The following is a 20,108-nucleotide window of genomic DNA, read 5'->3' on the forward strand; positions in this document are numbered from 1 at the left end:
GTCGGGTAGCCGCCCCTCCGGCAAACTCCCCACCATCGCGAAGGACGTAGCCGATGCCCATGCTGACCCGTTTCTCGGCGCGGCGACCACCGCCTACAGCGCCACCATCATCGCCGCACCGAAATTTCTGGCGAAACCCGTGCGGTCTCACTACGAAGACCGGCGGTGTCTCCGCCGACGTGCGGACCCTGACCGCCGGGATCGGGGCCATCGGCCTGGCGATGCTGTTCGCACCGGCCGGCAAGCCGCTGCAAGTCGCGCGCGCCGCGCGCGTGACGGCGTTCGCCGCCACCACCTTGGGCTGCTAACCCAAACATCAGGAGGGCACACCCATGACCAGCACTCGAGCCACCACCACGACCCGCACTCCCGCCCAGCTCGCCGCCGCCGTTGTCGGCGTCGTCTTCCTGCTGGTCGGCATCGCCGGGTTCGTCCCCGGCCTCACCACGGACTACGACCAGCTCACCTTTGCCGGACACGACTCGATGGCCATGCTGCTCGGGCTGTTCATGGTCTCGGTCCTGCACAACGTCGTGCACCTGCTCTTCGGCGTCGCCGGCCTGGCCTTGGCCCGCACCCCGCGCGGCGCCCGAGGCTTCCTCATCGGCGGCGGCGCGATTTACCTCGTGCTCTGGATCTACGGGCTGCTCATCGACCACGGCTCCGACGCCAACTTCGTCCCCGTCAACACCGCCGACAACTGGCTGCACCTCGGTCTGGGCATCGGCATGATCGCCCTCGGCCTGATCACCACCGCCATCGGCCGCCCCCGGACCACGCCGCGCGCCTGAGCCACAGGCAGACGCGACGGCGCCATGACCGTGCGGGCGCGGCGGACCCGAAGATCCCCGCGCCCGCACGGAAGAACGGCCGTAACGCCTCGACAAACCGCACGAACGCCTTATCCATCACCGCTTGCTGTGCTCGAAGGCTTGCGGGAGTACCGGAGTCATGCGAGTCCCTGGCGGACCATCAGGATGCTTCTCGCCTGCCCGAGGAAATCACGGGAGGCGATCATCCGGTGGAAGCCTCCGCGATGCGCGCATGGCCGACAGCGGCACCGCGGAGTCATGAATTCCGCGGGCTGTGGCTCGCCGAAGCGTGATCGGGGCGGCCGCGCCTGCTCCGGCAACGCGCCGGAGTGACCGTCCGCAGGGTGATCGACTCTGGTCAGGTGACCACAGACGTCGCGCACGGAAGCTGTCAGGCGGGTCGGGCAAAGCAGGTCAGCGTGAGGGGTGGACCGTCGGCTCCCTGGTCGGCTTCGAGAAACCAGACCAGGCAGTGCAGGATCACTTCCCGCGTCTGCGCCGGGCTCACGGATGTCGCGAGCCCGGCGTGCACCGACGAATCGAACGCGTCGTCGTTGAGTGCGGCGAGGACGGCCCGCAGGGCGGCACGCACACCGCGTGGTAGCCGGTCGACGTCGACCGGTGTGCTGCGGTGATCCTCGATCGCCGTCGTGTAAACAGCATCTGCGGCGGAAGGCCACCGGGCGCGGATCGCGGCGGCGCACCGCCCGACCAGATCGGTCACCACCGCCGCGGAGAGGGGACCGGACCGGCACACCTCCAGCACGGCGTCGGCGAGCGCGTCGTCTTCGCCTCGGCGCGCCGAACACACCAGCATGTCGGCGGCTCGGACGCCTTCGTCGGGCGATCCGTTCATGACCGGTCCCTCAAGGCCGCAGCAGGACCTTGGTCCAGCCGTCGTCGCGGCGGTCGAACTTCTCGTAACCTTCGGCCGCCTGCTCCAGTGTCAGCTCGTGCGACACCAGGAACGACGGGTTGGCCTTCCCGGTGATGATCAGGTCGCGCAGCTGCCGGTTGTAGCGCTTCACCGGCGCCTGACCGGTGCCCATGTGCTGGCCCTTCATGAAGAAGCTGCCGTAGTTCCAGCCGATCCGGCCCTCCTTCGCCGGATCGGTCGCCGCACCCGGGTCTTCGGGCAGGTAGACGCCGACCACGCCGATCCCGCCGGTCGAGCGGACGACCTTGACCAGGTTGTCCAGCACCAGCTCCGGGTGTTCTTCGCCCGAGTGGTCGTGCGCCTGGTAGCCGACCGCTTCGACGCCGCAGTCGACGCCCGCGCCGCCGGTGGCCGCGAGGATCTGCTCGACCGGGTCGGCTTCGGCCAGGTCGATCGGGACGGTGCCGATCTTCTCGGCCATCGCGAGCCGGTCGTGTTCCTTGTCCACGACGTAGACCTCGGACGCGCCGCGGATCACCGCGCTGTGCGCGGCCAGCAGCCCGACCGGTCCCGCGCCGAACACCGCGACTCGGTCACCGGGCCGCATGCCGGCCAGCTCGGTACCGTGCCAGCCGGTGGGGAAGATGTCCGACAGCATCGTGAAGTCGTTTTCGTACTCGGTGCCGGCCGGCAGGTCGAGCAGGTTGAAGTCCGCATACGGCACGCGCAGGTACTCCGCCTGGCCGCCGTCGTAGGGACCCATGTTCGCGTAACCGTAAGCGGCGCCGTCCATTCCCTCGATCGGGTTCACCCGTTCGCAGAACGACGTCCAGCCGGCGCCGCAGTTGCGGCAGGTGCCGCAGGCGATGTTGAACGGCACCGAAACCCGGTCGCCGACCTTGACCCGAGTCACACCGGCCCCGACCTCGGCGACGATGCCCATGTTCTCGTGCCCGAGGATCTTGCCCTCTTCGACATTGGTGCGGCCTTCATACATGTGCAGGTCGGAGCCGCAGATGTTCGTCGTGGTGATGCGCACGACCGCGTCGGTCGGCTGCTCGATCTTCGGGTCGGGGACCTCGCGGACTTCGACTTCGCGCGGGCCCTGGTAGACCACTGCCTTCATATCGGTCCTCCTTCTCGGGTTTCTGATCGGCTACCCGGGAACAGGGCGCCTACACGCCCTCGGACGGGTGGGCGGGTTCGGCCTTCCCGCAATGGATAAACGGCAGGGATGACGACGCGACAAGCACCCCGCGCGATCCCGTCGGACAAAGTGCTCGAAGCAGCCACCGCACCACGGGAGCCGGGTCTTGGTGCCCACTGTGCTCGCCGGCGTCGTCAAACGCCGCCCACGAGTCATGGCGCTCGCGCAGAAACTGCAGGTCGACCGGACCGCCGTGCGGCTGCTCGGCGAACTTCGCCATCGCCACGGCGGCGGCTGGCTGCACCTGCGGGTTCCGCGGCGCTCGATCGACTTCGTCCTCGCCCCTGAGGCCGTCGGCACCGTCCTCGCCGGTACGCCATCCCCGTTCAGCCCCGCGAGCAAGGAGAAGAAGGCGGCGCTGGGCAAGTTCGAGCCGCATGGCGTGCTCATCTCCGAAGGACCCGAGCGTGCAGCTCGTCGCGAGCTGAACGAAGCCGTTCTCGAATCCGGACGGGCCGTACACGAACTCGCCGACCCGTGGGCACGGGCGATCGCGACGCAGGCCCGCGACATGCTTGACGTGCACACGCTCGACTGGGACACGTTCAACACCTCCTGGTGGCGCGTCGTCCGGCAGGTGACGCTTGGTGGTGACACGGCCGAGGACCGCGAGCTCACCGACCTGCTGGCTCCGTTGCGGCGCGCCGGGAACTGGGCTTACGCCACCCCTGGGCACCCGGCGTACCCGAGACCGTTTCCTCGAGCTCGTCCGGCGTCAAGTCGAACTGCGGCGCCCGGGCAGCCTCGCCGCGGCGCTGGCCGCCGAACCTTTCGCGGAAGGTCTGGACCCGGCCGGTCAGCTGCCACACTGGCTGTTCGCCTTCGATGCGGCCGGGATCGTCGCGTTCCGGACGCTGGCGTTGCTCGCCGCGCACCCGGATCAGCTCACCGCAGTCCGCGCCGAGCTGGACGAGCTGGACCTGAGCGAGCCGCAGCAGCTTGCGCGGCTGCGCGCGAGCGTGCTGGAGTCGGTGCGGCTGTGGCCGACAACGCCGGCGTTGCTGCGCGAGACCCGCGGGGCGACGAAGTGGGGGCCGGATCGCACCACGGTCCTGGTCTACACGCCGTATTTCCACCGCGATCCGGAGCGCCTGCCGTATGCCGACCGGTTCGAGCCGGAGATCTGGCTCGATGGCCGCGCGGCGAACAACCCGGCTCTGGTCCCCTTCAGCGGTGGTCCCGGTGCGTGCCCGGGCCGGGACGTGGTCCTGTTCGCGACGTCGACGATGCTGGCGAATCTGGTGCGGGAGAACAACTTCCGGCTTCAGGGGATGTCGCTGAAGCCAGGCGGACTGCCGCTGACGCTGGACAACTTCGGCCTGCGGTTCGAGCTCCGCGATCGCTCGTCATGACGTGCCCGAGGTCATCCGCCTGAAGGTGCGTGGCTGAGGTCGACAACGCAGAACCGGTTGCCGTCGGGGTCGGCGAGCACGACGAAGTCCGGCTTCGGGGGATACCGGTTCCAGCCCGCGTCGCGAGCGCCGAGCCGGATCAGGCGGGCGACTTCGGTCGTCTGCTCGGTGGCGGAGTCGACCACGAGGTCGAGGTGCAGGCGTGGATACGGCTCGACCGGCGAACTGCTGGACATCAGGCCCAGAGCACGGGAGCCGTCGGGGTGAGTCAAGGTGCGCCAGTGTTCGCTCGCCCACTCGTCGGTAGCCAGGAGGTGCAGCGCCTCACTCCAGAAGGCCACAGCGCGGGGGATGTCGGAGACACCGATGACGGGAAACCCAAGTCGGAGCATGGACTCAGGTTAATGCCGGCCCGGGACAACTCGGGCGACTCGAGTTTCACCGGCGGCGAGACCGCCACGGTGTGGACCTCGGTGGCTTCGCGGACCACTCGACATCTACACCGAGGTGGTCCGCCAGTTCGCTAGGAGTGAAGTCGGTTTTGTCGCGGGCCATCACCGTCGAGGTCAGCGTGCGCCGACGGCGTCCCACACGTCGTCCAGGCAGGTGTAGCCACCTTCGACCGGCAAGTTGCCGAGGGGACCGAGGACCTGGTCGCCGCCGCCCGCGGCGGCCGCTCGCATCAGTAACTCCTCTCGGCCGCACGGGTACTTCACTTCGGACAGGTGACGAGCGAATGTTTCGCGATCCGGTGGTGCCATCGAAATCGGCTACCCCGGCCGTTCGCAGGCAAACGCTCACCCGCCGGCGCGCTTGGTGGGCGCAGGCCACGGATTCGAGAAGCAGTGGATCGCTGACCGCTTCCACTCCTGGAACGGCGAGCCGGACCGGAGCCCGTTCGGGTGATTGGTGATCGGGCGCTGTCCGGCCGGCTTGGGGCAGGTCATCCCGCGTCCGCGTTCATCCGCGGTTGGCAGGAGCACGTGCTGCCCGAGTTCCGCTGAGCGGACGAACGCCTGCCGCTCTCGTAGCTGTGGTCCGGTCAAAGCAGGTCGAACGCGCGCAGCACGAAGAAGGCCGCGGTGCCGAGGACGAGCACGGCGACCAGAACCAGCGCGACGACGGCCGGGACCCGGGAAGGGATCGGTTGGGGGTGGGAGAGGCCCGAAGTCTGGCCGGCGTCCGGTGGGGTGTCGCCCGGCCGGACCGAGCCGCCGGGTTCGAGACCGGGAGTGTCGTCCGGTTCCGGGCCGGGCGCGGTCACGACGTCGCCTTCACCGGGCCGTGGCCCCAGTTCATCAGCGAGTACCGCCAGGTGGTCTCGTGCACGTCGCCGGAGAGGCGCTGGGCGAGGTGGCGGTGGATGTAGCCGACCACCTTGCGCATGTGCGCGTGGTCGTCGCCGGACCGGTGTCCGACCGACTCGGTTTGGTCATGCTGTCCGGAACTGCGCGATTCGTCGGTGTCCAGCCACTCGGCCAGCTGCTTCGGCGTCATGTTCACGCACGCGCCGAACCCGGTGCGGGTCTGTTCGTCGTCCATGGTCAGGCGGGTACCCCGGCAGCCCGTCGTAATCGCTCACCGGGCGGGTGACCTTTCGTCCGTAGCCGGACGCCTCCGGTTCCGCACGTGAACGCATCCCAACGCGCACCCCGCCAGGAATCCGGTGAAACCGAGCCCGCCCGCGCCCGCGACGATGGCGGCGACCACCGCGAGCACCGCGGTCACCTCGGCGAAGACCAGCACGGCGATCCAGCTTATGCGGTCGGCGAACACGTGGGCGGCGAAGACGCGCCGGATCGCGGGCGGCCGTAACCCGGCCTCGAGCGCGCGCAACTCTTTTCGGTCTTGTTCATCCAGCATGAGTGCCTCTTTCGATTGACGACCAGGTCCGCGTACCCGTCTGGAGGCCGGTTACCCGGCACTGCGACCCGGCGCGGGTGTAAGTCCGCCCGTCGAGGGCACACACGGAGCCGGTGATGCGAACCGAAGGGGTGGATGTGGTGAAGGCGCTCGAACAGCCGGTCGCGGGGCGGAAGGCGCGTCGGCTCAGAACCCATGTGCTGGCCGCCGACGGCGTGATCTCGATCGCCGTCGAAGGGCAGCTGGCCGAAGCCGATGTCGAGCCGGTGGTGGCGGAGGTCGCGGAGGCCTGCGAGTTGTGCTGCGGCACGGTCTTCCTGGACGTCTCCCGCTGCCGAACCGCGGGGGACACGGTGGTCGCCGTCGTCGAAGCGGCTGTCGTGCGCGCCGGGCGGAGCCGGTGCTCAGTGCGGGTCCTGACCGCCGACCGGGACGTCGCGGTCGCGCTGGACCGGGCCGGGATCCACCGGACGGTGCTTGCCCGATGAACGTGTAGCCGCACGCCGGGTGGGTAGCCACCGGGGACCACTTATCGAGGAGGTGTCATGACTACCCCACGGGACATCATGACCGCGGCTGCCACGTGGCACCGGGCAGGTGCGAAATGCTGATCATCGACGCGGACGCGGCCCAGGCGATCCTGGAGCTCGTGAGCGCCGAGGGCGCCGACCCGGATGGCGGGCTGCGCGTCCAAGCGCTGGCCTCGGCCGAACCGGGCAAGCCGGCGGTCACCGTGTCCGTCTCGCCCGCGCCCACCGAGACCGACACGGTCTTCGTCGACGACACCGGTGCCCGGGTCTTCCTCGACCAGGCCACCGGAGACGTCGTGGACGGCCGGACGTTGACCCTCGAAGAGCGGGAGCCGCCCCGGTTCGCCGTGCGGTGACGCCGCGTCACCGCACGGCCGCGAGAGGTCAGCCGACGTCCAAGACGGTTTTGAGCCAGCCTTCCTCGCGCCGGTCGAACGTGCCGTAGGCGTCGATCGCCGAGGCCGGCGGTTCGTGCTGCGTGATGAACGGCGGCGGGTCCACCGCACCGGAGGCGACCAGTTCCAGCAGCTTCGGCGCGTACCGGCGGTGGTGGCAATTTCCCATGTGGACGGTCAGGTTCTTGTTCATGGCCAGACCAAGGGGAAACCGGTCGAACGCCGGTGGGTACACCCCGACGACGCCGATCGTGCCGGCCTTCGCCGCCGCGTCGACCGCCCAGCGCGCGGCCAGGCTCGGCGCGTTGCCCGGGACCCACTGGTCACCGTCCGGCGCCGCCTGCGGGGCGGCGACGTCCACTTCGGACTCCAGGCCGCCACCGTGGTCGCCGGCCGGGTGCTGCGCGTCGACACCGACGGCATCGATCACCCGGTCCACGCCGATCCCGCCGGTCAGCTCACGGACCAGCGCGACCGGGTCCTCGGCGTTGAAGTCGATCGTCTCGGCGTTCTGCGCGCGGGCGGCGGCGAGCCGGGAGGCGATGCCGTCGACCACGAAGACGCGTCCGGCGCCCTGGCGTTTCGCGGACGCGATCGCGAACTGGCCGACGGCTCCGGCGCCGAGCACGAGCACGGCCGCTGCAGCGTCGCGCCCGGCCTGGAGGAGGATCCGATCACCCCCGAAATGCGGCACTCGCCCGGTCCCGGCGTGGCGCCCGGCCCGGATGTGGCTGGGCGGTGAACGTCGTGGTCCACCCCCGCCGTCCCGCAGCCGGGACAGCCGCCTGCGCCGTCCGTCCTCCGGTCGGCCGGGTTCGGCGCCCGCCCACGGTGGAAAAGGGCTTGCGGGTGCTGGAAGAGCCGCAGTGGCGGTCAGCGGCCCGCGGGTACGGTCGTCGAGTCCGGCGTCTTGGCCGCGACGAGGTGCTGGTAAACGCGCAGGGTGTCCGCGGTGACCCGGTCCCACGTGTACCGGGCCAGCACGCGGTCGCGACCCGCGCTGCCGTAGGTCGCCGCCAGGGTCCCGTGGTCCAGCAGGCGCCCGATCCGGAGCGCGAGCTCACGCGGCCGTCCGGGCGCGACGAGCGCGCCGGTGACGCCGTCGACGACCGTGTCGACGAGGCCGCCGACCGCGGTCGCCACCACCGGCACCCCGCAGGCCATCGCCTCGAGCGGGACGATCCCGAACGGCTCGTACCACGGCGTGCACACCACGGCGTCGGCCGAGCGCAGCAGGGCGGGCATGTTCTTGCGCGACACCTGACCCGGCCAGCGGACGCGGCCGGCGACGCCGAACCGGTCCGCCAGCTCTCGCAGCCGGATGACTTCGGGATCCGCCGCGAGGTCACCGCCTTCGGGGCCGCCGGCGATCACCAGCTCGGTGTGCGCCAGCCGGGACAGTGCGGCGATGACGAGGTCGAACCCCTTGCGGGGCACGAGCCTGCCGACCGCGACCAGGCGCCGCAGTGCGTTGCGACGGGCGCGGCGCCCGGTCGGGCCGAACGCGTCCGGGTCGACTCCGCACGGCACCACCGACACGTCCGCGCGACGGACACCCATGCGGCAGAGTTCGTCCACCTCGTCCGAGCAGGTGGAGATTACGTGGTCGGCCTGGCGGCCGACGAGCCGCTCCAGCCGGATCCGGTCGGCCGGGCTGGTGTCGGCAGCGCCTTGGTGACGGCGCTTGACCACACCCAACGCGTGGAAGGTTTGCACGACCGGAATCCCGGTCGCGTTCGCCGCGAGCGTCGCGGCGATCCCGGACATCCAGAAGTGCGCATGGGCGACGTCAGGCCGATCGGCGGTCCACCGGTCACGCAGGAAAGCGCCGAACTCGCCCATGTACGGCAGGAGGGCGTCCTTCGGCAGCGTGCGCGGCGGCCCGGCGGGCACGTGGACGACGCGGTAGCCGGCTCGCGTCATGACCGACGGCTTCGCGTTTTCGCTGGCACGCCGGGTGTAGACGGTCACGTCGTGACCGGCCCGGACCAGCGCCGTCGACAGCTCGGCGACGTGCACGTTCTGGCCGCCGGCGTCGGGGCCGCCGAGCGCGGCCAGCGGGCTGGCGTGCTCCGACACCATCACGATCTTCATCGGTGTCCTCCCGGATCGGCGGTGACTTCGGTGCGCAGGGCGTCCCACACGGTCAGGAACGCGTCGAGCCCGTAGTGGCGCAGGGCGTGTTCGCGGGCGTCAGCTCGCCCACGCACCGGGCCCGCAAGGTCTTCGGTGCCCGAGCCGAACCGGTCGACCGGCGCCTGTGCTGTCGGCGTCTCCAACAGGTCGGCCCCGGTCACCCGGCGCCGACGGCCGCTGTTCCACATCGTGTTCGTTGAGTGCGTGACGTGGCCGAGCGGGATGTCACTGCATCGGGCCGCCGGATGCGCGCTTTCCGCGGCGCGTTGTGCTCGACGTAAGCGGCGGGCACCCGCCGCTGTTCGGCGACCCACGTTCGGCCAGTCGCGGCCGACCGTGCCGAGGCCCCAGGGTGCGCCGTCCGGTGAGACCGACAGCAAGCAGCGGTACCGGCCGCGGACGAACGCGTCGGTCCAGGAGCCAAGGACCCGCAGAGTGGTCATCTTGAGTGTTAGCCGGGACGGCGCCCGTTAAACACCGCGGGGTCAGTCGGTCTCCGGCTGTGGCCGCTCGCGTCCGGCACGCTCGGCCGCCATCCGGAGCTCCTCGCCGGCTTCGCGCCCGTTCGAGCCGGCCGGGTCGTCGTCGGGCCGAAGCACGTCCGGGTCCGGCTCCGGGACCTGGTGTCGATGGTCGGTGCCCATGATTCCTCGATTCCCGCCACGGTCGTCGAGTGGCGATCCTTGGCGGCTACCCGGGCGCCTCCGGGGCGAATCCCAGGATCGCTCGCGGTGTTTCGCGAGGCCCGGAACGTGGAACGTTTCGAGGGAGAGGCTGTCGCGAAGGAGGGCAATGGCTCACCATGAGGTCGACATCGTGCCAAGGCAGGTCGAATCCGCGCTCGTTCTGCGGCTTTCGGGGGTGCTCGACGAGCCAGGCGTGGCGACCACGGCGGAGAAGCTCTTCGACGCCACAGCGGTGCTGCCTCCACCGCGGCTGGTGATCCTCGACCTGCGCGGCGTGATGGCCATCGCCGCGGCCGGGGTGCGCATGCTTTCCGTTTTCGCCGAGCGGCTGCTCGGCGAAGGGGTTCGCCTCGCCGCGGTCGTGGAGCAGGACGCGCTCGCCACGCGTGTTCTTCGTCTGGAGTTGTCCCGGCACCGCCTGCCTGTGCACCACGGCGTCGCCGCCGCGATCGCGGCCGAGGGCCGGGGCGAGGGCGGCTCCCTCGACGAGCTCAACGGCCAGCTGGCGGCGCTGACCCGGGTGTTGCTCGACGCGTCCACCGTCGAGCAGGCGTTGCGCCAGGTCGTGGCCGCCGCGACCGTGGTCGTGCCGCACGCCCAGGTGGTCAGTTTGACGCTGCGTGATCCGGCCGGCCGGTTCTTCACCCCGGCCGAGACCGACGGAGTCGCCTCGGAGCTGGATGAGGTCCAGTACCGCACCGGGGTCGGCCCCTGCGTCGAGGTGGCCCGGCCCGACAGCCCCGGTTACGTGCTCTCCCAGGATCTGGCCGGTCCGACCGCGTGGCCGCAGTTCGCCGCCGCCGCGTCCGGCCAGGGCTTCGGCTCGGTGCTCTCCACCGGGTTGTTGCCCCTGGCAGAGCCGGCCGGGATCAGCGGGGCGCTGAACATCTACAGCCACCGGCATGCCATCACCGACGACGACCGGCACCGAGCGTTGCTGCTGGCCACCCACGGCTCGCTGGCCCTGGCGCGCAGCCGCGCCGCGGAGCTGGCGGACCTGCACTCGGCGAACCTGCACCGGGCGATCGAGTCCCGGGACGTGATCGGTCAGGCCAAGGGCATCCTGATGGCCCGCCAGGGCCTCAGCGCGGACGCCGCGTTCGCCCTGCTGCGCCGTACGTCCCAGGACCTGAACGTCAAGCTCGGCGAGATCGCCGCGACGCTGGTCGGCCGGCACACCGAACTCGACGTCCCGGAGCCTTGATGGGCGAGTCCTCCACCAGAACCGGCAGCGCACGCGCCCTGCGGGACCGGTTCCAGACCCTGGGCGTGATCGTCGCCCGGTACGAGGGCTCCGACCTGCGGGTGGTGGCCGTGAACGCCGCTTTCCGGGGCTTCGTCGACCAGCCATCCGTGTTGGGCCGGCCGGTTCGCGAGCTGCTGCCGGGCTGGACCGGGCAGCGGATCGTCGCCCTGGGCCGGGAAGTCCTGGCCACCGGGAAGACCGGAACCGGACGCGAATGGCCGGTCCCCTCCCACCGGGACGCACCCGCTCCCCGTGAGCGGTTCCTCGACTTCGTGGTTGATCCCCACCGCGACGACGATGGCGTGGTCACCGGGATCATCGGGTACGCACGCGACGTCACCGACCGGGTGCTGTCCCGCCGCCGCGCGGAGCGGGAGCGCATGGCCGAGGCCGAGCAACAGCGAGCTCGTGACGTCGCCTCCGCGGTGCGGCGGCAGCTGCTGCCGGCCGCCCTGCCGGTGCTGCCCGCGGTGCGGATCGCGGGCGGTCACCGGCCCGCCGAGGACGCGGAAGGCGGCAGCTGGTTCGATGCCGTCCCGGTCGAGGATGGCCGGATCGCCCTCATGGTCGGTGCCGTCGCCGGACAGGGGGTGGCCGCGGCGGCCGCGATGGAGCAGCTAAAGGCGGTCTTGCACGACCGGCTGCAGGAAGCGGGAGATCTCCTGGTCGCGCTGCGAGCGGCTGATCGACTGGCCCAGCGGGTGCCCGAAGCTTACGGCGCGACCGTGTGTGCGGTCCTGCTTGACCCGGCCGACGGCTCGCTCATCCGCTGCTCGGCCGGACACCCTCAGCCGCTGCTGGTGACCGGCGGCGAAGCCCGGCAGCTGCCGGCGACGCCGCAGGGGCCACTGGGTACCGGAGCGCACTACACCCCGACGACGGCCGAGATCGGCGCCGGAGACGTGCTGGTGCTCCACGACCTCGTGCTCCGGCCGGGGCGAGAAGCGGAGGATCTCGCCCAGACCGTGGCCGGCGCGGTCGCCGACGGGACCGCCGAACGAGCAGCCGACCGCGTCTGCGCCCAGACGATCGAACGGGCCGGCCATCCCGGTGGCGTGACCCTGCTGGCCGTGGGGCGCTGTGGGTTGGTGGCGCCGCTGCGGCTGGAACTGAACTTGAGCCGCACGGAAGACCCGATCGGCGACTCACGGGCGGCACTGTCGATCTGGCTGCTGGACCAGGACGCGGGCGAGCCGGACATCCTGGCGCTCACGCACGCGGTCACCGAGCTGGTGACCAACGCGGCCGAGCACAGCCACCCGGACGAGCCCTGTGGCACCGTCACGGTCACGGCCGAGCTGGCCGGCGACGGCAGAGTCAGGCTGCAAGTCGTCGACGACGGGCGGTGGCGGACCCGGGGCCATCCCGGCAGTGACGATTTCCAGCGCGACCACGGCCTCGGCCTGGCGATGACCGCCCAGTTCGTCGACGAGCTCACGGTCACCAAGGCCGCGACCGGTACGACGGCCACGGTGCACCACCGGCTGTCCCGCCCGGCCCGGCTGCTGACACCGGCGGACGCCACAGACCCGGTCGAGCCCGAGGCGATGCTCCTGCTCGACCAGCCCCGGGCGCCGGGTAACCGGGTCGCCGTGCACGGCCCGCTGGACACGGCGAACGCGGAGGTGTTCGCCACCGAGCTCGACCGCTCGACCTTGGGCGGGACACACCGCCTGACGGTGGACCTCACGGCGGTCACGCAGCTGACCGGCGCGGCGGTCGCGGTGCTGCACGCGCGCCGGGACGCACTGACCTTGTTCGCACCGGCCGGTGGCGTGGCCGACCATGTCCTGACGCTGGCCGATCTGCCGCACCGGACGGTCGATCCCGACACCGGGTGGTAAGCGCAACCGGGCTCTTCCCGCCGGCGAGAGCGTGGATTCGCGGTCGATGATCGAACCCGCCGTCCAGCAGGGGCTGCGGGAACCGGGAACACCCGGCAGTGCCCGGTCACGGCCGGTGGCCGACGCCGGTCGCCACTTCGTGCAGCCGCTGGTCGTCCGGAGCGAGGGGAGCGGTGCCGCCGCCCGCGCCGGCTCGCAGTCCCGCGAGGAACTCCGTCACCGTCTCGGCCGCGTCGTGGCGCGGCTGCCAGCCCAACGTGGACTTGGCTCGGCTCGTGCTCAGCACCGGCAACCGCAGCACCGCTTCGAACAGCCCGGGGGTCGCGGGCACCAGGTGCAGCCGCCACGCGGCGGCGAGCGCCGAGCGGACCACGGCGGCCGGGACCGGGACCGTCCGGGCGCCGAACAGGTCGGCCAGGAACTTCGTGCCGACGACCGGCTCCGTGGCGACGTTGAACGCGCCGGTGACCGGAAGCAGGGTGGCGCGGCGGATCGCGTCGGCCAGGTCCGCGGTGTGCACGACCTGCAGCCGCAGGCCGGGCAGGTGCGGGAACACCGGCAGCAGGCCGGGACGGACCAGGCTGCCGGGCACGAACGGTCCACCGAACAGCCGTCGCTGCTCGGAGGCCGCGGCACGCTGGAAGACGAACCCAGGCCGGATCCGGACCACGTCGAGGTCCGGCTGCCGGTGTTCGAAGGCGTCCAACCACCTTTCCAGGTAAGCCTTTTCCCGGGTGTAGGCGGCGCCGGGCCAGCCGTGCGTCGGCCAGCTCTCGTCGACCGGCGTGGTGGTCTCTCGCGGGGAGTAAGCCCCTATCGATGACGAATAGACGATCTTCGGCACGCCAGCTTCCACCGCCGCCTCGAACAGGCGGATCGAGCCGAGCACGTTGGCCCGCCAGGTGCGCTCGGGACGCCGGGTGGGCTGGAACAACCACGCCAGGTGGATGACCGCGTCGGCGCCGCGCAACAGCGGCACGAGGTCGTCGCGCTCGACGTCCGCCCGCACCAGCCGGGTCTTGGGCGGGTTCGCCGGCGAGGTCCGCCGGGCCAGCCCGGTGACCGCCTCGACTTGGTGATCAGCGGCCAGCGCGGCCACCACCCCGGTGCCGATGTTGCCGGTCGCCGGTCACGACAATTCGCTTCGCGTTTCCCATGGCCGATCGGTTACCCCCTCGGACAGGCGCGAACCGGATCGGGGCGCTCAGACCGGAGGTTTCCGCTGAGTGCCCGGCGATCGCTTCAGAGACCCCGTCGAGTTCCGCCACGACACCTGTGAGGCGGCCTGGCGGACGGCCGAGGGCGCGCCCACGACCACTGCTTCAGTCGCGCCGGCGAGCGGCGGCAGGGCGTGCCGGAGGAGTTCGGTGGGTGAGTCCCGGTGTTGCCGGCGCCGCACCGGGCCATGACGGTCACGAGGTGGCCGATCAGCTTCGCGAGCCACTCGGCCTGCTCGGCGCCGATCTGCTGGGCGCACCGGCGCAAGTCGTGCCGGCGGTGCTTGGCCGGCTCGGTTGTCGCCGCCCGGCGCCGGCCGCGCGGCTCGGCTGAAACGGGCCACTCACGCTCGAAGGAGGCCGGAGAACCGGGCTGTCAGCTGCTCGAGCCAGGCGATCGCCTGGTCCGGGGTCAGGCAAGGAATGCCGAGGGCGTGAACCCTGCGCAGCGTGGCGAGCTCGGCGGTGCCGGCACGCCCGGTGTGGACGTCGTCGTCGGCCACGGCGCAGATGAGCGCGGTGTGGGGCACCTGGATCGGGATGAACCCGGCCAGCTCGGCTTGGTGAAGGGCCATGGCCAGCCGCGCGGAGTCACCGAGGAACACGACGGTGCGGCCGGTGTTCGGGCGGCGTCGCCGCCAGGGGAGGTGTCGCATCGCGGCCGGTTTCCCTTGCGCCTGCACGCCAAACTCCGGCGACCGCGGAGACCGGCGATTTCCCTTGAGCACCAGGGGAAAGACGGCTGGTCAGTCGTCGTCGCGGATGTTTTCCGCGCGCCGGGCTTGGTTTCCTGCAACCCGGTCGTCGGGTGTCGACTCGGCTCCGGACTTCTGACGCAGCTCCGAGAGGGGCCTTGGCGCCGGCTCCCGTTCCGGTGGGGAACGGGAGCCGGCCCGTGGCATTGCCGGGCGCGGGGCGAGTCGTCCATCGCGTCGGAAGAAGTCGGCGATTTCCGTGCGGACGTCGCGGGCGTGCCGGCCGTGAGCGTTCCTTTCGCGTCAGGTGAGCTTGTTCTTGACTTCCTTGGCCTTGCCCTTGGCGGTGCCCTTGGCGTCCTGCAGGGGTGCGTAGGTGCCGTAGAGGGCGGGGTCGGGTTTCGGTGCGGTGCCGGGGCCGCCGAGCGGTTCGGGGTCCATCAGGTATTCGATGCCGGCGTCGGTGGTCCAGCTCGTGCCCTTGGCGCCGTCGGGACCGTCGGAGAGGTGCCAGATGGTGTGGTTGTGGGTCTGGTCCTCTTCGTCGAGCAAGGCGTTCGGCGCGATGTCTTCCTCGAGCCCGTCGGCCTTGAGCTCTTCGATGGCGGCCAGCCACTGCTTCTGGTGCACGGTGTCGCGGGCCAGGTTGAACTGCAGCATCGCCTTGACGCCGGGGTCGTCGGTCATGTTGTACAGCCGCGCGGTCTGCAGGCGGCCTTGGGCTTCGGCGGCGGCGTTGGCCCGGAAGTCGGCGAGCAGGTTGCCGGAGGCGACGATGTACCGGCCGTTCCAGGGATAGCCGTTGCTGTCGGCGGGCAGCGCCCCGCCGCCGGCGACGATGGCCTGCTGGACGTCCATCCCGCCGATCGTCGCGGCCATCACGGGGTCCTTGACCGCTTCGGCGGTGACGGTGGCCGGGGCGCCCTCGAGCAGGCGCGCGACCATCGTGGCGAGCATCTCGACGTGCCCGATCTCTTCGGTCGCCGTGTCCATGATCAGGTCTTTGTACTTGCCTTCGATGCGGCAGTTCCAGCCCTGGAACAGGTACTGCATCGTGACGGTCATTTCGCCGAAGGCGCCGCCGATGAGCTCCTGGAGCTTGTGGGCGTAGACGGGATCGGGCCTTTCGGGCTTGGCTTCGAACTGCAGCAGCTTCGTGTGGCGGAACAAATTTCCTCCTGGGTCGCCGGCGGTGTCCGCTCCGCATGCCCGGTCGACGGACGGTTAACCACGCCGGGGCGGAAGCGGGCGGACGTCGTGTGAACGGGAAGGCCGGGGGTACCAGGGAGCTGTTCGCGCACCTGCCGACCGAGGAGTCAGTCGTGTCCCAGCCCGCCCAGCAGCAGAACCCACCCGGCTCGACCGCGGAGATGTCACCGCGGCCGCACCACGGCGAACACACCTACCGCGGCTCCGGCAAGCTGACCGGGAAAGCCGCCTTGATCACCGGCGCGGACAGCGGGATCGGCCGCGCGGTGGCGATCGCGTACGCGCGAAGGCGCCGACGTCCTGATTTCCTACTTGAACGAACACGACGACGCGGAGGAAACGCGGCGCTGGGTCGAACACGCGGGGCGCACGGCCGTCGTCGTCCCGGGTGACGTCGCCGACCCGGCCCACTGCCGCGCTTTGGTCGCCCGGGCGGTCGAGGAGTTCGGCCGGCTGGACGTCCTGGTGAACAACGCCGCCTTCCAGATGACGCACGAGACCCTGGAGGAGATCCCGGACGAGGAGTGGGACCACACGCTGGCGACGAACCTCAGCGCGTTCTTCCACCTCGTCAAGGCCGCGGCGCCGCACCTGAAGGCCGGGGCGTCGATCATCGGCAGCTCGTCGGTCAACTCCGACAACCCCACTCCGCAGCTGATGCCCTACGACGTCACGAAGGCGGGCGTAGCCACCATGTGCGCCGCGTTGGCGCAGTTGCTCGGCCCGCGGGGGATTCGCGTGAACAGCGTGGCGCCGGGGCCGATCTGGACGCCGCTGATCCCGTCGACGATGCCGCCGAAGGCGGTGGAGTCGTTCGGGCAGCAAGTGCCGCTGGGCCGTGCGGGACAACCGGCGGAGCCGGCCCCGGTGTACGTGCTGCTGGCGTCCGATGACGGCAGCTATGTTTCGGGTGCGCGCGTCGCGGTCACCGGCGGAACACCGATCCTGTAGGAGCGGACGACCTCTGTTCGAGGGCGGCTTGACCTACGCGGTCGGCGAGCCGGGCGCCGGCACAGCAGACCCGAGCAGGCGGCGCAGGTCGTCGATGGTCACCAGCCGCCGCTCCCGCGCGGTGAGACGGACGCTGTCACGACGTCACCGGCCCGGTGGCTCCTCGGACCCGCCCTGCTCGTCGGGCTGGGTGGCTCCCGCGGCGACCTCGAACGGCGATGCGGCGCCCTTCGGATGACCCTTCGTGAGGTGGCCCTCGGCGCGCATCCGCTCGATCATGTGCGGGTAGTGCAGTTCGAACGCGGGCCGCTCGGAGCGGATCCGGGGCAGCTCGAGGAAGTTGTGCCGCGGCGGCGGGCTGGTCGTCGCCCATTCGAGGGAGTTGCCGAAGCCCCACGGGTCGTCGACGGTGATGGGCTCGCCGTAGCGGTAGCTCTTCACGACGTTCCAGATGAACGGCAGCACCGACAGCCCGAGCAGGAATGCGCCGATGGTGGACAGCGTGTGCATCCAGGTGAAGCCGTCGGTGGAGAGGTAGTCGGCGTAGCGGCGGGGCATGCCCGCGGCGCCGAGCCAGTGCTGGATGAGGAACGTCGTGTGGAAGCCGAGGAATGTGGTCCAGAAGTGCCATTTCGCCAGGCCCTCGTCGAGCATCCGGCCCGTGATCTTGGGGAACCAGAAGTAGATGCCGGCGAAGGTGGCGAACACGATCGTGCCGAAGAGGACGTAGTGGAAGTGGGCGACGACGAAGTAGCTGTCGTGGACGTGGAAGTCCAGCGGCGGCGACGCGAGGATGATCCCGGTGAGGCCGCCGAGCAGGAACGTCACCAGGAATCCGACCGACCACAGCATCGGCGACTCGAACGTGACCGAGCCCTTCCACATGGTGCCGATCCAGTTGAAGAACTTGATCCCGGTGGGCACGGCGATGAGGAACGTCATGAACGAGAAGAACGGCAGCAGCACCGCGCCGGTGGCGAACATGTGGTGCGCCCACACCGCCACGGACAACGCGGTGATCGCGATGGTGGCGAACACCATCGTCTTATACCCGAACAAGGGTTTTCGGCTGAAGACGGGGATGATCTCGGTGACGATGCCGAAGTAGGGCAGAGCGACGACGTAGACCTCGGGGTGGCCGAAGAACCAGAAGAGGTGCTGCCACAGGATCGGGCCGCCGTTTTCGGGATCGAAGACGTGGGCGCCGAGGTGCCGGTCGGCCAGCAGACCGAACAGGGCCGCGGTGAGGATCGGGAAGGCGAGCAGGATCAGGATCGAGGTGAACAGGATGTTCCAGGTGAAGATCGGCATCCGCCACATGAGCATCCCGGGGCAACGCAGGCACACGATGGTGGTGACCATGTTGACTGCCCCGAGGATGGTGCCGAGGCCGGTGACGATCAGGCCGGCGATCCACAGGTCCCCGCCGACGCCGGGGGAATGGATGGCGTTGGACAGCGGGGTGTAGGCGGTCCAGCCGAAGTCGGGCGGCCCGCCGGGGGTCAGGTAGCCGGAGAGGACGACCAGGCCGCCGAAGAGGTAGAGCCAGTAGGAGAACGCGTTGAGCCGGGGAAACGCGACGTCCGGGGAGCCGATCTGCAGGGGCAGGACGAAGTTGGCGAAGCCGAACAGGTTCGGGGTCGCGTAGAGCAGCAGCATGATCGTGCCGTGCATGGTGAACAGCTGGTTGTACTGCTCGGGGGAGAGGAACTGCAGGCCGGGCCGGGCCAGCTCGCCGCGCATCAGCAGCGCTGTCAGGCCGCCGACCAGGAAGAACCCGAACGACGTCGACAGGTACAGAACGCCGATCGTCTTGTGGTCGGTGGTGCGGAGTGTCTTCAGGATCGCCGAGCCGCGCGGGGCGTGCCACACCGGGCGGTGGCGGATCGGAGCGGACCTGGCCACCGTGTCGGTCATCGGAGATACTCCTCGTCGCCGCCGTCGGGAAAGCCGGTCGGCGCGCAGGTACCCCACCCCGCGCCGGATACACCTCACGATCGGAGCGGGCGGAATTCGCCGCGGTGCAGGAGGCGGACGCGGTAGTCGTCGAAGTGGGACCGGGACCGCACCCGCCGAAGCCCGGCCGAGTCGGCGTCACGAGCGGTGCCCAAAAGGGGAATTCCCGCCGAGGAAGTGCTCAAATCCGCTGACGGACGCCCGGTTTTGTCCTGTACACGAGCGGGCAGCCACCGGGATGTGCCATGAGCGAAGCGCACCCTGGAGCATGGGGCTGGCCGGGACCGATCCGTCGGCGCTCGTGGATGTCCGGCGCTGGACGAGGCCCGCGGCAGGTCCGGGTGGTCGCCGAACCGGAGGAGCGCAGCGTGACGATCGAAGTGGACGATCCATCGCCGATCTGGCCGGTCGTCCCGTCATCCACCGAAGCGGGTATCGGCCTGAAGCTCATCTCGCGGGTGGCCGACGAGTGGGGATACAAGGCCGACACCGAGCGTGGCGGCAAGATCGTCTGGGCCCGGATGCCGGCCGGAGACGGGGTGCTGCCGGAAAACGGGGCATCGCGCTGACAGCTCCGCCGACTCGGTGACGGCGGCGGGTCACGGGTTGCTTCGCGCGGACAGGGTGCCGAGCGCCGCCTGGGTCAGGCGCGTGACCTGCCTCGGGCTCCAGCCCGTCAACCGACTGATTTCCGCAGGGGTCGAGTGCTGGACAAAAACCGCTTGCACGGCGTACCGCTGGCGCGGCGGGAGCAGGGCGACCTCGTCGAGCAGCACGGCGTCACGCACGGCGGTCGTGATGCGATCGTGGCCGCGTTTGCCCAGCTCGGCGTGCAGCCGCCGAATCACTGCCGTGCGCAGCAGGCGCCCGGTCGGCTCGGTGGCGCGATCGTGCTCCCGCACGAAGTCCGGTGCCCGGCACACGCGCCGGCAGAGCCGGCGACTGGCCCTTGCCGAGCACCCGCTCCGGCGGGCGACGCCGTAGACGAAGGTGACCATCCGGCCGAGGAGGTCGGGTTCGGACCGCCAGACCGGTTCGGCTTCAAGAGCTGAGTGAGGGGCGGGAAGCGGCTGCACGCGGCGGTTGTACCCCGCGTGCCAACCGATAAACGGTGGGTCACCTCAGTCGGCGA

Annotated in this window: 25 protein-coding genes and 3 pseudogenes; 11 read left to right on the forward strand and 17 right to left on the reverse strand. The window is 70.6% G+C overall.

The genetic code is table 11. From position 1 onward, the window contains the following. The first annotated feature begins 53 nt into the window (after positions 1 to 53). Both ACZ61C_RS25210 and ACZ61C_RS25215 read left to right on the forward strand, forming a co-directional pair. Entirely contained in the window at positions 54 to 308 is a 255-nt protein-coding gene (locus ACZ61C_RS25210; protein ID WP_465310281.1) for a hypothetical protein, read from the forward strand. A gap of 24 nt (positions 309 to 332) precedes the next feature. After that, positions 333 to 791 (forward strand): DUF4383 domain-containing protein, encoded by a 459-nt coding sequence (locus ACZ61C_RS25215; protein WP_465310282.1) that lies wholly within the window; start codon positions 333 to 335, stop codon positions 789 to 791. Between the two features lie 412 nt (positions 792 to 1,203). Here ACZ61C_RS25215 and ACZ61C_RS25220 read toward each other — a convergent pair whose 3' ends face one another. Genes ACZ61C_RS25220 through ACZ61C_RS25230 form a run of 3 tightly spaced genes read right to left on the reverse strand, consistent with a single transcriptional unit; the run spans position 1,204 to position 3,422 of the window. Beyond that, on the reverse strand, positions 1,204 to 1,668 hold the full coding sequence (locus tag ACZ61C_RS25220; protein WP_465310283.1) for a hypothetical protein: 465 nt from the start codon (positions 1,666 to 1,668) through the stop codon (positions 1,204 to 1,206). A gap of 10 nt (positions 1,669 to 1,678) precedes the next feature. Then, positions 1,679 to 2,815 carry a glutathione-independent formaldehyde dehydrogenase gene (locus tag ACZ61C_RS25225; protein WP_465310284.1) on the reverse strand — a complete coding sequence of 379 codons (1,137 nt, stop codon included), beginning with the start codon at positions 2,813 to 2,815 and terminating at the stop codon, positions 1,679 to 1,681. A 49-nt stretch (positions 2,816 to 2,864) separates the two neighbouring features. Then, complete coding sequence (locus ACZ61C_RS25230; RefSeq protein WP_465310285.1) at positions 2,865 to 3,422, reverse strand: hypothetical protein; 558 nt, start codon at positions 3,420 to 3,422, stop codon at positions 2,865 to 2,867. Between the two features lie 64 nt (positions 3,423 to 3,486). Here ACZ61C_RS25230 and ACZ61C_RS25235 point away from each other — a divergent pair, with 64 nt between their 5' ends. Beyond that, on the forward strand, positions 3,487 to 4,248 hold the full coding sequence (locus tag ACZ61C_RS25235; RefSeq protein ID WP_465310286.1) for a cytochrome P450: 762 nt from the start codon (positions 3,487 to 3,489) through the stop codon (positions 4,246 to 4,248). 11 nt (positions 4,249 to 4,259) lie between these two features. Here the strand turns inward: ACZ61C_RS25235 and ACZ61C_RS25240 are convergent, their stop codons facing one another. The 5 genes from ACZ61C_RS25240 to ACZ61C_RS25260 all read right to left on the reverse strand — a co-directional run bounded on the left by ACZ61C_RS25240 (position 4,260) and on the right by ACZ61C_RS25260 (position 6,111). Next, complete coding sequence (locus tag ACZ61C_RS25240) at positions 4,260 to 4,640, reverse strand: VOC family protein (protein ID WP_465310287.1); 381 nt, start codon at positions 4,638 to 4,640, stop codon at positions 4,260 to 4,262. 174 nt (positions 4,641 to 4,814) lie between these two features. Next, on the reverse strand, positions 4,815 to 5,009 hold the full coding sequence (locus tag ACZ61C_RS25245) for a DUF2795 domain-containing protein (RefSeq protein ID WP_465310288.1): 195 nt from the start codon (positions 5,007 to 5,009) through the stop codon (positions 4,815 to 4,817). 281 nt (positions 5,010 to 5,290) lie between these two features. Then, positions 5,291 to 5,512: a DUF6480 family protein gene (locus tag ACZ61C_RS25250; protein WP_465310289.1), complete on the reverse strand. Its 222-nt coding sequence runs from the start codon at positions 5,510 to 5,512 to the stop codon at positions 5,291 to 5,293. After that, a complete protein-coding gene (locus ACZ61C_RS25255; protein WP_465310290.1) occupies positions 5,509 to 5,790 on the reverse strand; it encodes a DUF3140 domain-containing protein in 282 nt (93 codons plus the stop codon). The genes ACZ61C_RS25250 and ACZ61C_RS25255 overlap by 4 nt, the downstream gene beginning before the upstream one ends. A 36-nt stretch (positions 5,791 to 5,826) precedes the next feature. Next, the gene (locus ACZ61C_RS25260) at positions 5,827 to 6,111 is read right to left on the reverse strand and encodes a hypothetical protein (protein WP_465310291.1); all 285 of its coding nucleotides are present in this window, start codon (positions 6,109 to 6,111) and stop codon (positions 5,827 to 5,829) included. Positions 6,112 to 6,227: 116 nt separating this feature from the next. On the opposite strand from ACZ61C_RS25260, the gene ACZ61C_RS25265 reads away from it, so the two are divergent. Then, the gene (locus ACZ61C_RS25265) at positions 6,228 to 6,599 is read left to right on the forward strand and encodes a hypothetical protein (RefSeq protein ID WP_465310292.1); all 372 of its coding nucleotides are present in this window, start codon (positions 6,228 to 6,230) and stop codon (positions 6,597 to 6,599) included. A 116-nt stretch (positions 6,600 to 6,715) separates the two neighbouring features. Then, entirely contained in the window at positions 6,716 to 6,997 is a 282-nt protein-coding gene (locus tag ACZ61C_RS25270) for a hypothetical protein (RefSeq protein ID WP_465310293.1), read from the forward strand. 28 nt (positions 6,998 to 7,025) lie between these two features. Here the strand turns inward: ACZ61C_RS25270 and ACZ61C_RS25275 are convergent, their stop codons facing one another. Continuing rightward, positions 7,026 to 7,670: a zinc-binding dehydrogenase gene (locus tag ACZ61C_RS25275; protein ID WP_465310724.1), complete on the reverse strand. Its 645-nt coding sequence runs from the start codon at positions 7,668 to 7,670 to the stop codon at positions 7,026 to 7,028. Between ACZ61C_RS25275 and ACZ61C_RS25280 the strand changes: the two are divergent. Beyond that, positions 7,671 to 7,772: pseudogene (locus ACZ61C_RS25280) on the forward strand (glycosyltransferase family 2 protein); the annotation flags it as partial. It abuts the gene before it with no gap. A gap of 137 nt (positions 7,773 to 7,909) precedes the next feature. On the opposite strand, the gene ACZ61C_RS25285 reads toward ACZ61C_RS25280, so the two are convergent. Genes ACZ61C_RS25285 through ACZ61C_RS25295 form a run of 3 tightly spaced genes read right to left on the reverse strand, consistent with a single transcriptional unit; the run spans position 7,910 to position 9,816 of the window. Further along, positions 7,910 to 9,130, reverse strand: a complete 1,221-nt coding sequence (locus tag ACZ61C_RS25285) for a glycosyltransferase (RefSeq protein ID WP_465310294.1) — start codon at positions 9,128 to 9,130, stop codon at positions 7,910 to 7,912. Continuing rightward, positions 9,127 to 9,615, reverse strand: coding sequence for a hypothetical protein (locus ACZ61C_RS25290; RefSeq protein WP_465310295.1), 489 nt, complete (start codon positions 9,613 to 9,615; stop codon positions 9,127 to 9,129). The genes ACZ61C_RS25285 and ACZ61C_RS25290 overlap by 4 nt, the downstream gene beginning before the upstream one ends. Positions 9,616 to 9,657: 42 nt before the next feature. Continuing rightward, positions 9,658 to 9,816, reverse strand: coding sequence for a hypothetical protein (locus ACZ61C_RS25295; RefSeq protein ID WP_465310296.1), 159 nt, complete (start codon positions 9,814 to 9,816; stop codon positions 9,658 to 9,660). Positions 9,817 to 9,964: 148 nt separating this feature from the next. Here ACZ61C_RS25295 and ACZ61C_RS25300 point away from each other — a divergent pair, with 148 nt between their 5' ends. Together ACZ61C_RS25300 and ACZ61C_RS25305 are read left to right on the forward strand one after the other, a co-directional pair. Beyond that, on the forward strand, positions 9,965 to 11,062 hold the full coding sequence (locus ACZ61C_RS25300; protein ID WP_465310297.1) for an ANTAR domain-containing protein: 1,098 nt from the start codon (positions 9,965 to 9,967) through the stop codon (positions 11,060 to 11,062). Then, entirely contained in the window at positions 11,062 to 12,948 is a 1,887-nt protein-coding gene (locus tag ACZ61C_RS25305; RefSeq protein ID WP_465310298.1) for a SpoIIE family protein phosphatase, read from the forward strand. The genes ACZ61C_RS25300 and ACZ61C_RS25305 overlap by 1 nt, the downstream gene beginning before the upstream one ends. A gap of 106 nt (positions 12,949 to 13,054) precedes the next feature. Here the strand turns inward: ACZ61C_RS25305 and ACZ61C_RS25310 are convergent. Further along, positions 13,055 to 14,105: pseudogene (locus ACZ61C_RS25310) on the reverse strand (NAD-dependent epimerase/dehydratase family protein). Between the two features lie 214 nt (positions 14,106 to 14,319). Between ACZ61C_RS25310 and ACZ61C_RS25315 the strand changes: the two are divergent. Continuing rightward, positions 14,320 to 14,499, forward strand: a complete 180-nt coding sequence (locus ACZ61C_RS25315; RefSeq protein ID WP_465310300.1) for a hypothetical protein — start codon at positions 14,320 to 14,322, stop codon at positions 14,497 to 14,499. A 10-nt stretch (positions 14,500 to 14,509) separates the two neighbouring features. On the opposite strand, the gene ACZ61C_RS25320 is transcribed toward ACZ61C_RS25315, so the two are convergent. After that, positions 14,510 to 14,821, reverse strand: coding sequence for a hypothetical protein (locus tag ACZ61C_RS25320; RefSeq protein WP_465310301.1), 312 nt, complete (start codon positions 14,819 to 14,821; stop codon positions 14,510 to 14,512). Between the two features lie 342 nt (positions 14,822 to 15,163). After that, the gene (locus ACZ61C_RS25325) at positions 15,164 to 16,030 is read right to left on the reverse strand and encodes a manganese catalase (RefSeq protein ID WP_465310302.1); all 867 of its coding nucleotides are present in this window, start codon (positions 16,028 to 16,030) and stop codon (positions 15,164 to 15,166) included. A gap of 200 nt (positions 16,031 to 16,230) precedes the next feature. Here ACZ61C_RS25325 and ACZ61C_RS25330 point away from each other — a divergent pair. Further along, a pseudogene (locus ACZ61C_RS25330) lies at positions 16,231 to 17,020 on the forward strand (SDR family oxidoreductase). Positions 17,021 to 17,164: 144 nt separating this feature from the next. On the opposite strand, the gene ctaD reads toward ACZ61C_RS25330, so the two are convergent. Next, positions 17,165 to 18,937, reverse strand: coding sequence for an aa3-type cytochrome oxidase subunit I (ctaD, locus tag ACZ61C_RS25335; RefSeq protein WP_465310303.1), 1,773 nt, complete (start codon positions 18,935 to 18,937; stop codon positions 17,165 to 17,167). A gap of 407 nt (positions 18,938 to 19,344) precedes the next feature. Between ctaD and ACZ61C_RS25340 the strand changes: the two genes are divergently transcribed. Then, a complete protein-coding gene (locus tag ACZ61C_RS25340) occupies positions 19,345 to 19,545 on the forward strand; it encodes a hypothetical protein (RefSeq protein ID WP_465310304.1) in 201 nt (66 codons plus the stop codon). A gap of 30 nt (positions 19,546 to 19,575) precedes the next feature. Here the strand turns inward: ACZ61C_RS25340 and ACZ61C_RS25345 are convergent, their stop codons facing one another. After that, positions 19,576 to 19,974: a sigma factor-like helix-turn-helix DNA-binding protein gene (locus tag ACZ61C_RS25345; protein WP_465310305.1), complete on the reverse strand. Its 399-nt coding sequence runs from the start codon at positions 19,972 to 19,974 to the stop codon at positions 19,576 to 19,578. Positions 19,975 to 20,108: the final 134 nt, after the last annotated feature.

Source organism: Amycolatopsis sp. NPDC104587, from assembly GCF_055583645.1.

Coding starts and splice junctions, on each gene's coding strand:
- ACZ61C_RS25215 (WP_465310282.1), top strand. CDS start 333: ATGACCAGCACTCGAGCCACCACCACGACCCGCACTCCCGCCCAGCTC.
- ACZ61C_RS25305 (WP_465310298.1), top strand. CDS start 11,062: ATGGGCGAGTCCTCCACCAGAACCGGCAGCGCACGCGCCCTGCGGGAC.
- ACZ61C_RS25270 (WP_465310293.1), top strand. CDS start 6,716: ATGCTGATCATCGACGCGGACGCGGCCCAGGCGATCCTGGAGCTCGTG.
- ACZ61C_RS25220 (WP_465310283.1), bottom strand. CDS start 1,668: ATGAACGGATCGCCCGACGAAGGCGTCCGAGCCGCCGACATGCTGGTG.
- ACZ61C_RS25240 (WP_465310287.1), bottom strand. CDS start 4,640: ATGCTCCGACTTGGGTTTCCCGTCATCGGTGTCTCCGACATCCCCCGC.
- ACZ61C_RS25255 (WP_465310290.1), bottom strand. CDS start 5,790: ATGGACGACGAACAGACCCGCACCGGGTTCGGCGCGTGCGTGAACATG.
- ACZ61C_RS25300 (WP_465310297.1), top strand. CDS start 9,965: ATGGCTCACCATGAGGTCGACATCGTGCCAAGGCAGGTCGAATCCGCG.
- ctaD (WP_465310303.1), bottom strand. CDS start 18,937: ATGACCGACACGGTGGCCAGGTCCGCTCCGATCCGCCACCGCCCGGTG.
- ACZ61C_RS25225 (WP_465310284.1), bottom strand. CDS start 2,815: ATGAAGGCAGTGGTCTACCAGGGCCCGCGCGAAGTCGAAGTCCGCGAG.
- ACZ61C_RS25245 (WP_465310288.1), bottom strand. CDS start 5,009: ATGGCACCACCGGATCGCGAAACATTCGCTCGTCACCTGTCCGAAGTG.
- ACZ61C_RS25295 (WP_465310296.1), bottom strand. CDS start 9,816: ATGGGCACCGACCATCGACACCAGGTCCCGGAGCCGGACCCGGACGTG.
- ACZ61C_RS25320 (WP_465310301.1), bottom strand. CDS start 14,821: ATGCGACACCTCCCCTGGCGGCGACGCCGCCCGAACACCGGCCGCACC.
- ACZ61C_RS25285 (WP_465310294.1), bottom strand. CDS start 9,130: ATGAAGATCGTGATGGTGTCGGAGCACGCCAGCCCGCTGGCCGCGCTC.
- ACZ61C_RS25260 (WP_465310291.1), bottom strand. CDS start 6,111: ATGCTGGATGAACAAGACCGAAAAGAGTTGCGCGCGCTCGAGGCCGGG.
- ACZ61C_RS25345 (WP_465310305.1), bottom strand. CDS start 19,974: ATGGTCACCTTCGTCTACGGCGTCGCCCGCCGGAGCGGGTGCTCGGCA.
- ACZ61C_RS25210 (WP_465310281.1), top strand. CDS start 54: ATGCCCATGCTGACCCGTTTCTCGGCGCGGCGACCACCGCCTACAGCG.
- ACZ61C_RS25265 (WP_465310292.1), top strand. CDS start 6,228: ATGCGAACCGAAGGGGTGGATGTGGTGAAGGCGCTCGAACAGCCGGTC.
- ACZ61C_RS25290 (WP_465310295.1), bottom strand. CDS start 9,615: ATGACCACTCTGCGGGTCCTTGGCTCCTGGACCGACGCGTTCGTCCGC.